This is a genomic window from Bradyrhizobium sp. 62, from assembly GCF_023073035.1.
Lineage (GTDB): Bacteria > Pseudomonadota > Alphaproteobacteria > Rhizobiales > Xanthobacteraceae > Bradyrhizobium.
In genome coordinates this window covers 21,427-34,438 of sequence record NZ_JADPIT010000016.1, presented here as the reverse complement: position 1 = coordinate 34,438, position 13,012 = coordinate 21,427, and the positions used below count along the sequence as shown (strand labels likewise).

The 13,012-nt window shown below is 61.1% G+C and carries 13 protein-coding genes and 1 tRNA gene; 9 read left to right on the top strand and 5 right to left on the bottom strand.

Features of this window, described 5'->3' with window-relative positions:
* Nucleotides 1–3 precede the first annotated feature (3 nt).
* The 8 genes from IVB47_RS19055 to IVB47_RS19020 all read left to right on the top strand — a co-directional run bounded on the left by IVB47_RS19055 (nucleotide 4) and on the right by IVB47_RS19020 (nucleotide 5,886).
* The gene (locus IVB47_RS19055) at nucleotides 4–441 is read left to right on the top strand and encodes a DUF2948 family protein (protein WP_247357735.1); all 438 of its coding nucleotides are present in this window, start codon (nucleotides 4–6) and stop codon (nucleotides 439–441) included.
* Nucleotides 442–593: 152 nt separating this feature from the next.
* Nucleotides 594–1,889 (top strand): histidinol dehydrogenase, encoded by a 1,296-nt coding sequence (hisD, locus tag IVB47_RS19050; protein ID WP_247463295.1) that lies wholly within the window; start codon nucleotides 594–596, stop codon nucleotides 1,887–1,889.
* Nucleotides 1,886–2,383: a UPF0262 family protein gene (locus IVB47_RS19045; protein ID WP_018453111.1), complete on the top strand. Its 498-nt coding sequence runs from the start codon at nucleotides 1,886–1,888 to the stop codon at nucleotides 2,381–2,383. The genes hisD and IVB47_RS19045 overlap by 4 nt, the downstream gene beginning before the upstream one ends.
* 5 nt (nucleotides 2,384–2,388) lie before the next feature.
* Complete coding sequence (locus tag IVB47_RS19040; RefSeq protein ID WP_007615472.1) at nucleotides 2,389–2,856, top strand: low molecular weight phosphatase family protein; 468 nt, start codon at nucleotides 2,389–2,391, stop codon at nucleotides 2,854–2,856.
* 156 nt (nucleotides 2,857–3,012) lie between these two features.
* Nucleotides 3,013–3,642, top strand: coding sequence for a Maf-like protein (locus IVB47_RS19035; RefSeq protein ID WP_027565713.1), 630 nt, complete (start codon nucleotides 3,013–3,015; stop codon nucleotides 3,640–3,642).
* A gap of 154 nt (nucleotides 3,643–3,796) precedes the next feature.
* Nucleotides 3,797–3,979 (top strand): DNA gyrase inhibitor YacG, encoded by a 183-nt coding sequence (gene yacG / locus IVB47_RS19030; protein WP_247427398.1) that lies wholly within the window; start codon nucleotides 3,797–3,799, stop codon nucleotides 3,977–3,979.
* Between the two features lie 185 nt (nucleotides 3,980–4,164).
* Nucleotides 4,165–4,240 (top strand) — tRNA-Phe (locus tag IVB47_RS19025).
* Nucleotides 4,241–4,326: 86 nt separating this feature from the next.
* A complete protein-coding gene (locus IVB47_RS19020; RefSeq protein ID WP_247463293.1) occupies nucleotides 4,327–5,886 on the top strand; it encodes a DUF6538 domain-containing protein in 1,560 nt (519 codons plus the stop codon).
* Nucleotides 5,887–6,092: 206 nt separating this feature from the next.
* Here the strand turns inward: IVB47_RS19020 and IVB47_RS19015 are convergent, their stop codons facing one another.
* The 4 genes from IVB47_RS19015 to IVB47_RS19000 all read right to left on the bottom strand — a co-directional run bounded on the left by IVB47_RS19015 (nucleotide 6,093) and on the right by IVB47_RS19000 (nucleotide 8,461).
* Complete coding sequence (locus tag IVB47_RS19015; RefSeq protein WP_247463291.1) at nucleotides 6,093–6,920, bottom strand: hypothetical protein; 828 nt, start codon at nucleotides 6,918–6,920, stop codon at nucleotides 6,093–6,095.
* Nucleotides 6,917–7,666 (bottom strand): hypothetical protein, encoded by a 750-nt coding sequence (locus IVB47_RS19010; RefSeq protein ID WP_247463289.1) that lies wholly within the window; start codon nucleotides 7,664–7,666, stop codon nucleotides 6,917–6,919. The genes IVB47_RS19015 and IVB47_RS19010 overlap by 4 nt, the downstream gene beginning before the upstream one ends.
* Before the next feature lie 181 nt (nucleotides 7,667–7,847).
* A complete protein-coding gene (locus IVB47_RS19005; RefSeq protein WP_346730803.1) occupies nucleotides 7,848–8,138 on the bottom strand; it encodes a hypothetical protein in 291 nt (96 codons plus the stop codon).
* A gap of 125 nt (nucleotides 8,139–8,263) precedes the next feature.
* Nucleotides 8,264–8,461: a hypothetical protein gene (locus tag IVB47_RS19000; protein ID WP_247463287.1), complete on the bottom strand. Its 198-nt coding sequence runs from the start codon at nucleotides 8,459–8,461 to the stop codon at nucleotides 8,264–8,266.
* 618 nt (nucleotides 8,462–9,079) lie between these two features.
* Here IVB47_RS19000 and IVB47_RS18995 point away from each other — a divergent pair.
* The gene (locus IVB47_RS18995; RefSeq protein ID WP_247463285.1) at nucleotides 9,080–12,046 is read left to right on the top strand and encodes an autotransporter outer membrane beta-barrel domain-containing protein; all 2,967 of its coding nucleotides are present in this window, start codon (nucleotides 9,080–9,082) and stop codon (nucleotides 12,044–12,046) included.
* A 373-nt stretch (nucleotides 12,047–12,419) separates the two neighbouring features.
* On the opposite strand, the gene IVB47_RS18990 is transcribed toward IVB47_RS18995, so the two are convergent.
* Complete coding sequence (locus IVB47_RS18990; RefSeq protein ID WP_247463283.1) at nucleotides 12,420–12,611, bottom strand: hypothetical protein; 192 nt, start codon at nucleotides 12,609–12,611, stop codon at nucleotides 12,420–12,422.
* Nucleotides 12,612–13,012: the final 401 nt, after the last annotated feature.

Genomic DNA, 13,012 nt, shown 5'->3' with positions numbered 1-13,012 from the left:
TCGATGTCTCCCCAGCTCAAACTGATCGCACTCGACGCCGACGACCTCTCCGTGATCTCGGCCCACGTCCAGGACGCCCGCGTGCAGCCCTCGGACATCATCTGGCGCCAAAGCGAAAAGCGGCTGGTCGTCGGCATGAGCCGGTTGGACTGGGAGCAGACGCTGGACGGCGAGGCCGAGCCGCGCAGGCTGGTGGCGGCCCTCCGTTTCGACCGCGTGCTCGCCTGCAAGGCGCGCAACATCGATCTCGACGCGCTGGACACTGTCCTGGACCTCGTCGGCATCGAATTCCACGGCCAGGACGCCCCCGGCGGGAGCGCGCTGCTCCTGTTTGCCCAAGGCGGCGCCATCCGCCTCGACGTCGAATGCCTTGAATGCGAGCTGACTGATCTGGGGGCGGATCAGCTGGGGACGGGGTTGGAGGCTGAAGGGGAGGGGTGAGGTGGCATGCCAAGGCCACGCATTCCGCTTTTGCCAGGACGACGCCGGAGGGGAACGGCCCGGCCCAAGGGTTGACGCAGCTTCCCCGCCGCGCCATTGAGCAGGGGCCTGGTGAGCCAAGCCGCGCCCCCAAAAACCAGTTAGAAGCCAAGATGCCCGTTCGTCTCGACCGCAGCAGCGCCGATTTTGACCAGCGATTCGGGGCCTTCCTCGCCACCAAGCGCGAGGCCTCGGCCGATGTCGAGGCGGCCGCGCGTGCCATCGTCGACGACGTGGCGAAGCGGGGCGATGCCGCCCTGCTCGAGGCCACGGCAAAGTTCGACCGGCTGACGCTCGATGCATCCGGCCTGCGCGTCACCGCCGCCGAGATCGAGGCCGCGGTGAAAGCCTGCGATGCAGCGACGCTGGATGCGCTCAAGCTCGCGCGCGATCGCATCGAGACCTATCACAGCCGCCAACTGCCGAAGGACGAGCGCTTCACCGATCAGCTCGGCGTCGAGCTCGGCTGGCGTTACACCGCGATCGAATCCGCCGGCCTCTACGTGCCCGGCGGCACCGCGGCCTATCCGTCCTCGGTGCTGATGAATGCGGTGCCGGCAAAGGTCGCGGGCGTGGCGCGTCTCGTCATGGTGGTGCCCTCGCCCGACGGCAAGCTCAATCCGCTGGTGCTGGCGGCAGCAAAGCTTGGCGGCGTCACCGAGATCTATCGCGTCGGCGGCGCGCAGGCGATTGCCGCGCTCGCGCATGGCACCGCGACGATCGCGCCTGTCGTCAAGATCGTCGGACCCGGCAACGCCTATGTCGCCGCGGCAAAGCGGCTGGTGTTCGGCAAGGTCGGCATCGACATGATCGCCGGTCCCTCCGAGGTGCTTGTCATCGCCGATGACACCGGCAATGCCGACTGGATTGCCGCCGATCTGCTGGCCCAGGCCGAGCACGACACCAGCGCGCAGTCGATCCTGATCACCGATTCGGCGCGCCTTGCCGCCGATGTCGAAAAGGCCGTCGAGGCGCAGTTGAAGACGCTGCCGCGCGCCGCGATTGCCAGCGCCTCGTGGGCCGATTTCGGCGCCATCATCATGGTGAAGAACCTCAACGACGCCATTCCGCTCGCGGATGCGATTGCCGCCGAGCATCTCGAGATCATGACGCAAGATCCCGACGCGCTCGCCGCAAGGATCCGCAACGCCGGCGCCGTGTTCCTCGGGCCGCATACACCGGAGGCGATCGGCGACTATGTCGGCGGCTCCAATCACGTGCTGCCGACGGCGCGCTCGGCACGATTCTCGTCGGGTCTTTCGGTGCACGATTTCCTCAAGCGCACCTCGATCCTGAAATGCGGCCCGGATCAGCTGCGTGCGCTGGGTCCGGCCGCGATGATTCTCGGTAAGGCGGAGGGGCTAGATGCCCATTCGCGCTCGATTGGATTGCGCCTCAATTTGTCATGACCCAGCCGCCCGAACAGGACGACTCGACCAATCGCATCGTCGGCGTCACGCTCGACGAGGACTCGATCGGCCGTTCCGGGCCCGACATCGAGCATGAGCGCGCGATCGCAATCTACGATTTGATCGAGCAGAATTTGTTCGCGCCCGAGGGCGCCGACGGGAAGGGGCCGTTCACGCTGCATATCGGCATCACCGGCAGCCGGCTGATGTTCGACATCCGCCGCGAGGACGGCACGCCCGTGGTCGCGCATCTGTTGTCGCTGACGCCGTTCCGACGGATCGTGAAGGACTATTTCATGATCTGCGACAGCTACTACCAGGCGATCCGCACGGCGACGCCGGACAAGATCGAGGCCATCGACATGGGCCGCCGCGGCATCCATGACGAGGGCTCGCGCACGCTGCAGGAGCGGCTGAAGGGCAAGGTGCGGGTCGATTTCGAGACCTCGCGCCGGCTGTTCACGCTCATTACTGTTCTGCACTGGAAGGGTTAAGCGCGATGGCGGGTCCGCCACGCGCACGCGATCCGCAATCGGTGCTGTTCGCCTGCGCCATGAACAGCGTGCGCTCGCCGATGGCGGAGAGCCTGCTGCGGCACATGTTTCCGCAGGGCCTCTACGTGAAGTCGGCCGGTGCCAGGCGCGGCGAGCTCGATCCGTTCGCGGTGTCCGTGATGGCCGAGCTCGGCCAGGACATCTCCACCCACAAGCCGCAGACCTTCGAGGAGCTGGAGGACTGGGAGGGGCTGAATTTCGACCTGATCATCACGCTCTCGCCGGAGGCGCACCACAAGGCGCTGGAGCTGACCCGCACGCTCGCCGCCGACGTCGAATACTGGCCGACGCAGGATCCCACCACCATGGAAGGCAGCCGCGACCAGAAGTTGGCTGCCTATCGTGACGTCTGCGATCAGCTCCTGCTGCGCATCCGCCGGCGATTTTCGAAGGTGGGCGCGGCAAACGGCTAGCATTCGGCGCCCGTAACACCCGCGTCACAGACTGCGGGCACACGCATCCCGTGCCCGTCGAATCAGTAAAGTCCGGGTTCCCGGGTTGTGAAATCAGCCCCCGTCCGATAGGTTCCGCGCGCAATTCACCCCCTGCTTCATTCCCCAAATCACCTGATGCTCGGCCGCCCCAAATTCGTTCTCGCCTCCGGTTCGCCGCGGCGCCTGTCGCTGCTCAACCAGGCCGGCATCGAGCCGGACGCGCTCCGGCCCGCCGACGTCGACGAGACGCCGAAGCGGGGCGAGCTGCCGCGCGCCTGCGCCAATCGGCTGGCGCGGGCCAAGGCGGATGCGGCGCTCAAATCGGTTCAGCTCGACGACGAGCTGCGCGGCGCCTTCATCCTCTCCGCCGACACGGTGGTGGCGGTCGGCCGCCGCATCCTGCCCAAGGCCAACCTGGTCGACGAGGCCGCGCAATGCCTGCGGCTGCTGTCGGGCCGCAACCACCGCGTCTACACCGCCATCACCCTGGTGACGCCGCGCGAGGCCTTCCGCCAGCGCCTGGTCGAGACCCGCGTCCGCTTCAAGCGCCTCTCGGAAGACGACATCCAGGCCTATATCGGCTCCGGCGAATGGCGCGGCAAAGCCGGCGGCTACGCCGTGCAGGGCATCGCCGGGTCGTTCGTGGTCAAGATGGTGGGGTCCTACACCAACGTGGTCGGCCTGCCGCTCTACGAGACCACCACGCTGCTTGGCGGCGAAGGTTTCCCGATCCGCTTCGGCTGGCTCAACGCCACCGCCATCTGAGCCGACAAGCCGCTCCTGCAAAAAATCTCGAAAACAACCCCATGCACAGTAGAATTGCCCCGCGGGACCTGGCCGGGCCGCCTGCGCCTTCGCCGGAGGAATCCCTTTGGCGACAGGCTCTTGAACTGGCTCGCATGTGTAAGCTGAGCACCTCATGGACTACCCGGTGAAAAAGCCCGCAAGCTCCCTCAAAACCTGCCCGATCTGCGGCAAGCCGCAGTCCGAGGCCACCCGCCCGTTCTGCTCCTCGCGCTGCCGCGACGTCGATCTGAACCGCTGGCTGAAAGGCTCCTATGTCATTCCCGGCCGGGATGACGAGGCAGATGGGGAAGAATAGGCCTGTTCTATCAAGTATTTAAATTGTCGATGCACCGCCACGCGGCGTTGCCTCCGAGCCACGTCCCGCCTTGTGCACAGCCGGGCCGCGCCCCGCGAAGCCATCGGCGAAGCGTGGGTGGACAGGCAGCCTTCAGCCCACTATAAACCGCCCGCTCGATGGGCTTTGGCCCCTCTTTGGAGCACGCCCAGGTAGCTCAGTTGGTAGAGCATGCGACTGAAAATCGCAGTGTCGGTGGTTCGATTCCGCCCCTGGGCACCATCGCTCTTCTAAGAGCCTGATATCCAAGGCTTTACAGCAATTTCAATGGCTTGCCGCCTCCCAATTGGTACATTGGGGTGGTACAAATGCCGTTAGCCATGCCACGTCCCTCGAAGCATCCGAAAACCGGAATTTATCAGCTCCGAAAAGTCGTCCCGGACGACCTGCGCACGCTGGTAGGTAAGCGCGAGGAGAAGGTAAGCCTTCAGACCCGCGATCCCGCCGAGGCCAAAGTGCGGCATGCCAAGGCGCTCGCCGAGCTCGAAGCTCGGTGGGCCAACTTGCGCGCCGGGCCGAAACTTCTGACCGAGCGGGAGGCGCACCAGCTGGCCGTGGTCTCGTATGAGAGGTGGCTGGAGCAGCACCGGGACAATCCGAGTCAACAGATCAGCTGGGAAGTCGAACTGGGGGATCGGCTCTTTGGCCCACCCCCGACCAGGGAGGAAAAAGACGCGGCTCGTGCGCAGTCGGTCGATTTCTTCTCTCCCGAGCCGGAATTGTACCAGATTGCTCGAATGGAGCAGGCCTGTTTGGAAGCCGCGGACGGCTACCTGAGCGCTCACGGGTTTTCTGAGGATTCGCAGAATCGACGAACCATGGCCCGCGCCATTGGGGTTGCCATACAGCGTGCAAGTCTGGTGCTAGCCAAGCTGGCAAGAGGGGAAACTGTCGCAGAGTTTCCCTTCCCGACTTTGTCGGTATCGCCGGGCGCGCCTGTCGCTCGCTCGCCAGGACGAGCCGTCACATTCCAGGATCTTCTGGATGGTTGGAAGGCCGAGCGTCGGCCAGTCGCCAAGACTGTTTACGAATGGTCGCGCGTCATCCGGGAACTAGAGAAATATCTTGGGCATACAGATGCCCATAGCCTGACCGCTGAGAATCTCGTCGACTGGAAGCGGGCGTTGGTGGCTGCGGGGCTGCGGGCGAAGACCATCCAAGGTTCGAAGCTGTCGCCGGTGCGGGCCATCCTGCAATGGGGTGTTCAGAACAAGCTTCTCAGGTTGAATGCCGCCGAAGGCATCTCGCTGGATGTTAAGGCGAAGCAAGGAGAGCGCAAACGAAGCTTCACGGACGACGAAGCTAGAATTGTTCTTCGGGCGGCTTTTGCTGAACAGGACCCCGTCAAGAGATGGGTGCCTTGGATCGGTGCCTACACTGGGGCTCGACTATCCGAGATCTGCCAGTTGCGAAGCGAAGACGTTCTTGAGATCGAGAACATCTGGTGCATGAAATTCGTGCCTGAAGCCGGATCGCTTAAAACATCCGGCTCGGAGCGCATTGTGCCAGTTCATCCTGCGCTCATCGAAAGCGGCTTTCTGAAATATGTGGCTCAGATCAAATCGGGGCCACTGTTTTCCGAGCTCTCTCCGGACAAGTTCGGGAAGCGCGGCGGCAACGGCACAAAAATGATCGGACGATTTGTGCGTCAACTTGGATTGAAAGACCCACGGCTGTCGCCAAGCCATTCCTGGCGTCATCGGATCAAGACGATGGGACGCAAGTATGGGCTTGCGCTGGACGTTCTGAACGCGATCACGGGCCATGGGTCGAAGTCGGTCGCGGACTCTTACGGGGAGTTTCCCGTCGAGGCGCTTTTCCGAGAGCTTTGCAGGATACCAACGCTTAAGCTGGAAACGAGCGCTTAAAATGGCTAAAGCGCAGTTTGCGTAGTGTGCTTCCAATGAGCTCAGTAGAGCACCAGACTACGAATCTGAGGGTCGGACGTTCGAATCGTTCCGGGCGCGCCATTTTTCCCGCTGTTTTCACGCCATTTCGGTTTGACGGCGTCCGGGCGGGGAAATTGGGGACGCGCCGGGGACGCAAAAGCAAGATCTGCGTCGAAGCCGGTAGGTCAAGCGGCGACCTGTTTTCTTTCCTGAAGGAAGCCTTGGCGCTCATTCTCGTCCGACCAATTGATGACCTTAGATTCGCCTCGAAGCATGGTCTTCGCGTATTCGATCTGCTCGACACCGTCTTCCTTTTCAGGCCGCACTAGGCTGTAGGCTTGAGCTTCCTTGTGAGCGCTCCTGATGTCCTCAAACATGTAGGCCATCCAGCCGGCGCGCTCCTTCGCCTTATTGATATGCATCGAACTGAGGTTGATGTGCTCGAAGACGTATAGGCGACCGTTCTGTTGGGAGAACGATGGGGTATGGGTGACATGGCTGCCAAGGATGTCCCTGTTCCGAACCACCGGGTGGCGCCCCACTTCGAGCAGATCAGCAGACGTGGCGAGAACGTCAAATTCCTTCAGGGCAACAGTGATATCTTCTGCAAGATCGACTTCGCTGTCTTCCGTGTCCTTCCAGTCAAAAGCTTCCATCGCCCCGGCGCCCACGAGAAGCGTGTACAGGAAGTGGCACACTTCGCCGCTGTTATCGGAGCCGGTGTCAGTGACATCCCCACCCGCATCAACATAAAAGTTAGCAGTTTTACCTTTGATGATACCAGTTAGGTCGCGCGACTTGATGCGGTCGCGCCAAAAGTCCCGCCACTGGGAGTACACGTTTGGATAGAGAAACTTCGACTTGATCTTCCGAGCGTCGAAGACACCATCTTCGCGCTCTCCAAAGAACCTAGCGACGAGAGATCCGTTCGCCTCAACGATCACTCCTACATTCCGCGGTTCATTGCGAAACGGATCATCGACATACTTGGCAATCCAATATTGTGCGCTCATGGCTTTGCCTTAGGGAGTTTCGGAAAACTTGCAAGGTTGCTTTGTACGATAACTTCGAGCTCTTGGCACCGCTTTTTGATGAAATCTGCGCATGCACCTTTATGGGCTGTCGGAAGCCCAACCGTGGCACAGGCATCGAGCACTCCATCTATGAAGTAATGCGGGATCTGCTTGATCCTATTGTTCCAAGTCTCGAACCCGTCATAGGTGTCGATCTCATGCGCGAGGCAATGTCCTCCAAAACCAAGTTTGCCGTCGCTCGATGCCAAAGTGATGAGGACGTCTCCGCTGGGACGTAAAAACGCGTGGCTGTGGTCGAAAATTTGAATTCTCTGTGTCGAGCTATCGTAGGCAATGTTTTGATGATGGCGGTCGCTGTTCAGCACGAGCATATCAAAGAGAATAATCCCCCATGAAAGTCGTGGGTCGGAAGCAACTATTGCGCTGGGATTGACAGGTGGGAGAGCTTGGCCAGCCAGGTTGAAGTCTAACGAAAAGAAATACGTTTCTGCGCTCTTTTCTAATGTCGCTCCCGGCGGGCAAGGCAGAAGAAGCATGCGAGCGACCGCGTTGCAAAAAACCTCGTTTGCGACAATATGCGGCTCCGCAGCGGTAGCTCTTTTGGCAACGCCAGCAACGCCAACATAGCAAGCCCCCGTTGCGCCGATATTTACTGGCGGGCCCCAGGCCCAAACTTTGTATGTGGTGGCTGGCACAGCTCGCCCTAAAAAGATTAAAACAAACACTACCTCTGGCAGCAACTTATGACGATTATCTAGACGCGTGTACCAATACTTTTGACGAAAGAGGCCGACCTTAGGACACGGCAGCGGGTCGACGCGCTCCTGGAGGCTGGTCGGTTCAACTACCGACTGAACGCCTCCATTACTCGTGACATGGCGGGATGCCTCCGGTTCTTCACCTTGATCAGTCTTTCGACCGGCCGGCACTGTAGTGCCGCTCGCGCCGCTTCGACACCATGCCCTCGAGGCCCATGCTGCAAGCGGCGCCGAACAGCTTTTGCCCGATCTCGGCCGCCCCAAATGGCGCAATGAACATGCCGTCGGGCCGGCCGCGGAGCAGCCGCGCCAGGTTGGCCTTGCGCATTGACAGGGGCATTTGCCGCAGATCCTCGCCGCCGAGCGCAAGGCCGTCGAACGCGTACAGCTGCACTTCGGCATCGTGCTTGCGCGAATGCAGCGCGTTGAAGTCGGACACGCCATCGACGCCGAGCGCCCGAAGATTGGATGGTCTCTGAGGTCGAGGACGGGCCAACAGCTAAAATGGGTCACCGATGGGGGGGAAGCGGTCTCTACGCCCGAGCTAAATTAGTGAAGGCCTTCTCAACTGCACGTCGCATTGCCTACATGGATGAAGTGTATGAGCTCGGCGCGGTCGTCGAACTGAAGATTTTCGAGAACCGCGATCACAGCCTGCACGCCGTTCCTTGCGGTCATCGTTGTGGTGACGTCTCGCGATGTATCTTGGTGCCAATTCTTGCCCGGAGCGCAGAAACAGACGCTGACGGTAAACTGCGGCATTCTCATTCCCTCAAGGCGACAGCACACATTTACAACCATCGTTGGTTGCCTGTTACCACAGGTAGAGCCCTTAGTCTTATGGAACTGCAAACGGCTCGATCGAACTGTGGAAGTCTGGTTCAAGTGCCACTCGGGGAATGTCCACTTTAATTCAAAAGCTGGTGTGCCGGAGCGCGATCCCACAAGTGATGAGCACGTGGGCTAAGGCCGAAGCGAATTATCCGACATTGCTGCACGGCTGCCCGACCGCCCTATCTTCCGCTATCTCCCCAAAATCGAGCGAAGCTTTACTCGCTATCGGCCCAAGCCATTTGACCACAAGTTGCATATGAAAAGAAATTCGTGGCAGGGATGCAACATGCGCAATGAATTTACTCAACCGACGAACTTCGCCTCAAATGCACCGCGATGCACGCAGAGGTAGATGGGGCCGTCGCGCCGAAAGCGCGAGCAACGTAAAGAAATGGTCGGCAATCCAAACAGAAGCTCCGCCTGCGGCCGTGCTGCTTGCTAGGCGCCGACGGTCGCGCTTGGCTACCGCGAACTTACGAGGCGAGCGTGTCTTAGTGCCTCGCCCGACCTTCAAAAGTGGAGGATACAGTGCCACGCTCCTCAAGGATGATCATAATCGGGTCCGCAGCGGCCATTGGTGCACTGCTGCAGGCATTGACCTATCGCAGCGCAGTCGCGCAGCAGGTCGTTGCTGACGGCACTACGCAGAGCGCGAGCGGGACGATCAACACTGGTGTGTTGACGCCCACGGGGGGCTACGGGCTCTACGCACTTAATAATGGAATCATCAATGGGTTCAGCCCACTCAGTGTGATCACGGGTGGGGCGGGCTCCGACGCGGCACACGCGCAGAGCGGCGGCATCATTACGCTTTTCAGTGGCTCGTCGGTTTCGACCGCCGGCAGCTCTGCGGCGGGTCTCCTCGCCACGGGTATCAACTCGGTCCTCAATACGACGGACACCACCGTCTTCACGATGGGTAGCAACGCCCGCGGTGTAGAAGCGACCCAAAGTGGGACCGTAAACTTTACCGGCGGTTCGGTCACGACAACTGGCAGTATGGCCTACGCTCTTTCCGCCCCGCAAGCCAACTCGACGATAACAGCGAGCGCCGTGACCATTAACACCACTGGGGGCGCCGCCTACGGAGCGCGGGCGAATGGGTCTGGGCACATCGTTCTCAATGGCGGTTCGATTGCGACCGCCGGCAGCGGCGCTGACGCCCTCATCACCATCGACAGCGCCGCCTCAATTGACGTGACAAATACCATTATCCGCACAAGTGGCCCAACTGCGAGCGGCGCCAACGGTTTTTTCGGAAGAATGACACTCGACCATATTGCCGTTACGACGTTTGGGGACAACTCGCACGGAGCCAGGGCCGACAATCTCGGCTCCGTCACAGTCACAGGAGGGGCGTTCACAACCGTCGGAACGTCGTCGTTCGGCCTGCTCTCGACATTAGGAAGTACGTTGATTGCAACCAATGCCACGGTGGTGACGAGTGGCGCTAGTGGAATTGGCGCAAGCGCCCAATTTGGTGGTCGACTCGTCTTGAACGGTGGAACGATCACAACCGGTGGCACCGCGGCTGCAGGACTTTTTTCGGTCGGGTTGCTTTCGGCTCTATCGGCCACGCCCGCGGTTCCGTCATTACTGGTATTGCTCGACGACGCCTTATCGCCTTCTGCCGGTGCAACGGGCTCATCCATCACTGCCAATGGTGTGACAGTCAGAACATCTGGATCGGGGTCTCATGGCGCGAGCATCCGCGGCGGGAGCAGCCTTGCGATGAACGACAGTTCGATCGCCGTCTCAGGCGCAGGTGCAAGCGCCCTGTTTTCGTCAGCCTATGACATTGGCTCCAGCACGGCCCTGATCAATAACAGCACGCTGATCGCCGCGCAGGGCGCCGGCGTCCGCGCCTCCGGGACCGCGTTGAATGCAACATTCGTCGGCTCGTCGATCACCGGAAGCCCGAACCTTTTGGAGGTCGTCGGCAATGGCACGCTCAATCTGGTCTCCGGTTCATCTATTCTGACGGGTGCTGCCATGACGGAGGCTGGCAGCACTTCGAATGTGACACTTCAGAACAATTCAACCTGGAATGTGACTGGAAATTCAAATGTCACCAACCTGGCCAACGATCCGAGCCTAATCCAGTTCACGCGGCCAACAGGCGACCCGACGGTGCTAACAAGCTACAAGACGTTGACGGCCGCAAACTACATTGGCCAAGGTGGCACGATGGGCTTGAACACGTATCTCGGCACTGACGGCTCACCCTCGGACAGGCTTGTCATCAACGGCGGCACCGCCAGTGGTAATTCGTTGCTGCGGATTACGAATGCGGCCGGCGCGGGTGCTTTAACGACCGGCAACGGCATACTGGTGGTCGATACGATCAACGCTGGCACCACCGCGCCCGGTACCTTTGCCCTGGTCGGGAGGGTGGCCGCAGGACCCTACGAATACATCCTGTTCCGCAGCAGCGTTGACGCCAGCAACGCTCAAGCCTGGTATTTGCGCTCGACGCTCGACTGTTCGCTCTCTCCGAACGATCCGGTCTGTCCTGCCCCCGGCCCAGGAGCCGGCCCTGCGCCACCAGATTTTCGGCCCGAGACCTCTCTCTACGCCGCCATTCCCTCGATGGCGCTGCTCTACGGCGGCACGCTACTCGACACCTTCCATGAACGTGTTGGCGATGAAGGCCAATCACGCAACCAGCCGCGCCTGAACGGCGTCGCCGCCGGCGCGTGGGGGCGCGTCATCGGTCAGCATGGCAACCACGAAGGCGATCCGCTCGGAGTATTCGGCAGCGGTCCGAAGTTCGACTACAACATCGGTGCGTTCCAGGGCGGTCAGGATTTGCTTCGGCGCGATGGCGCCGACGGCAGCCGGGACCACGCCGGGCTTTACGCGGCGGTCGGCCTGCTCACCGGGGACGTAACTCATTTTGACCGGACCTTCGCTGGCGCCAACAGCATCAATGCGTACAGTCTCGGCGGTTACTGGACCCATTTCGGTGCGACGGGTTGGTATCTCGACGCGATCCTGCAAGGCACTTGGTATAATGTGAGAAGCGCCTCCACCAGCCTGCCCGCGCTGACCACTAACGGCTGGGGTTTTGCCAGTTCGCTCGAAGCCGGCTATCCGGTGCATCTCGGTGGTGGCTTCGTCATCGAGCCGCAGGCGCAGATCGTCTATCAGACCATCAGCCTTGGCGACGGCAGCGATACCGCTGCCACCGTTCAATTCCGCAACGCTGGTTCAGTAGCTGCGCGAATTGGCGCGCGAATTACGCGAACATCGTCGCTTAGCGAAAGCGCGTCCATCACCACTTGGATCAGGCCCAGCCTCTGGAACGAGTTTCGGGGCGATCCGCAGACGCTGTTTTCCTCTGCGGCCGGTCCGATCGCCTTCCGGTCCGATCTAGGCGGTAGCTGGTTTGAGCTTACTGCGGGGGCGGATTCGAAGATCACAGCCTCCACCTCGCTGTTCGCTAGTGCCGGCTCCCAGGTCGGCAGCACCAGAGCCTATAATGGCAGGGGCGGCTTGCGGGTGGCGTGGTGACAATGGCGAGCCGCAATTTCGTTGCAGAATGTGAGCCGCATGATGTCCATTCCGGGTCACAAGCCGTTGATCAGATTCAAGATGGAAGTCTTCCCGGACTGCGTTGTAAGCCGACTTAGCGAGTACACGTCCTAGCTCCGCGACTTCCGACGTGGCTTCCCCGCCGGGTTCCTCAACATCCGGCGCATGACCTCCATGCTGGTGATGCTGGGGGCAAAACCCTTCGGCAGCACCGGCATCTCGTCCGGCCCAGCATTATTGCAGTCCGGGCAGGGCTCTCCGGCTCCACCGCACCCGCAGGCCTTTGGCCCGTCCCATGGGCATTCGGGATGGTTCTCGCAAACCCAGTGGGTGCCGTCACAGCGAGCGCATGTCACGCCCGGTCCTTCATCCTTGCGCTCTCTTGGCTTTCCACGGACGCAAGAAGGTCCAGCTGGCTCGCCAGAGCAAGATAAGCGTTGGAAACACTCAAAAGGACATTGGCGAGGCGAGCCGCCGATAATCCATCGTTGGCGCGCGCTCGATAGTTATCGGCGAGCTTCCGGCATTCCTCAGGTTTGAGCATTCAGCCTCGGCGTCTTATGCATCTATTCGTCCCAAATGACCTTTCCGCAATTTGCGCACTGGTAGACGCGTGCAGGCTGCCGGCCAGCCTGCAAACTCGAAATCACCGTTGTGAAGCTCGCCGGCAGGCGGCAATCGTCACAGGAGGGTGCTGGCGGCGTCCGGGTCGGCTCGCTTCGAGATGTCCCCATGATGACCATGCGCGGAAGCATGCCCGTGATTCGGATCAGCTGCGATGTCCTAGGTTAAGTCCCCCAAGGCGTGCGGGATGATTGCCGAGCGGGTGCCTTGACCGCGGGTGAGCGTGCCGCGTCCGGTCCTCCGTCAATGCGCGGTGGGCTCTTCCTCGATCTCCTGCCCGTGCAGATGGTCGAGCACGTCACCTAGGTCGCGCATGTCCAG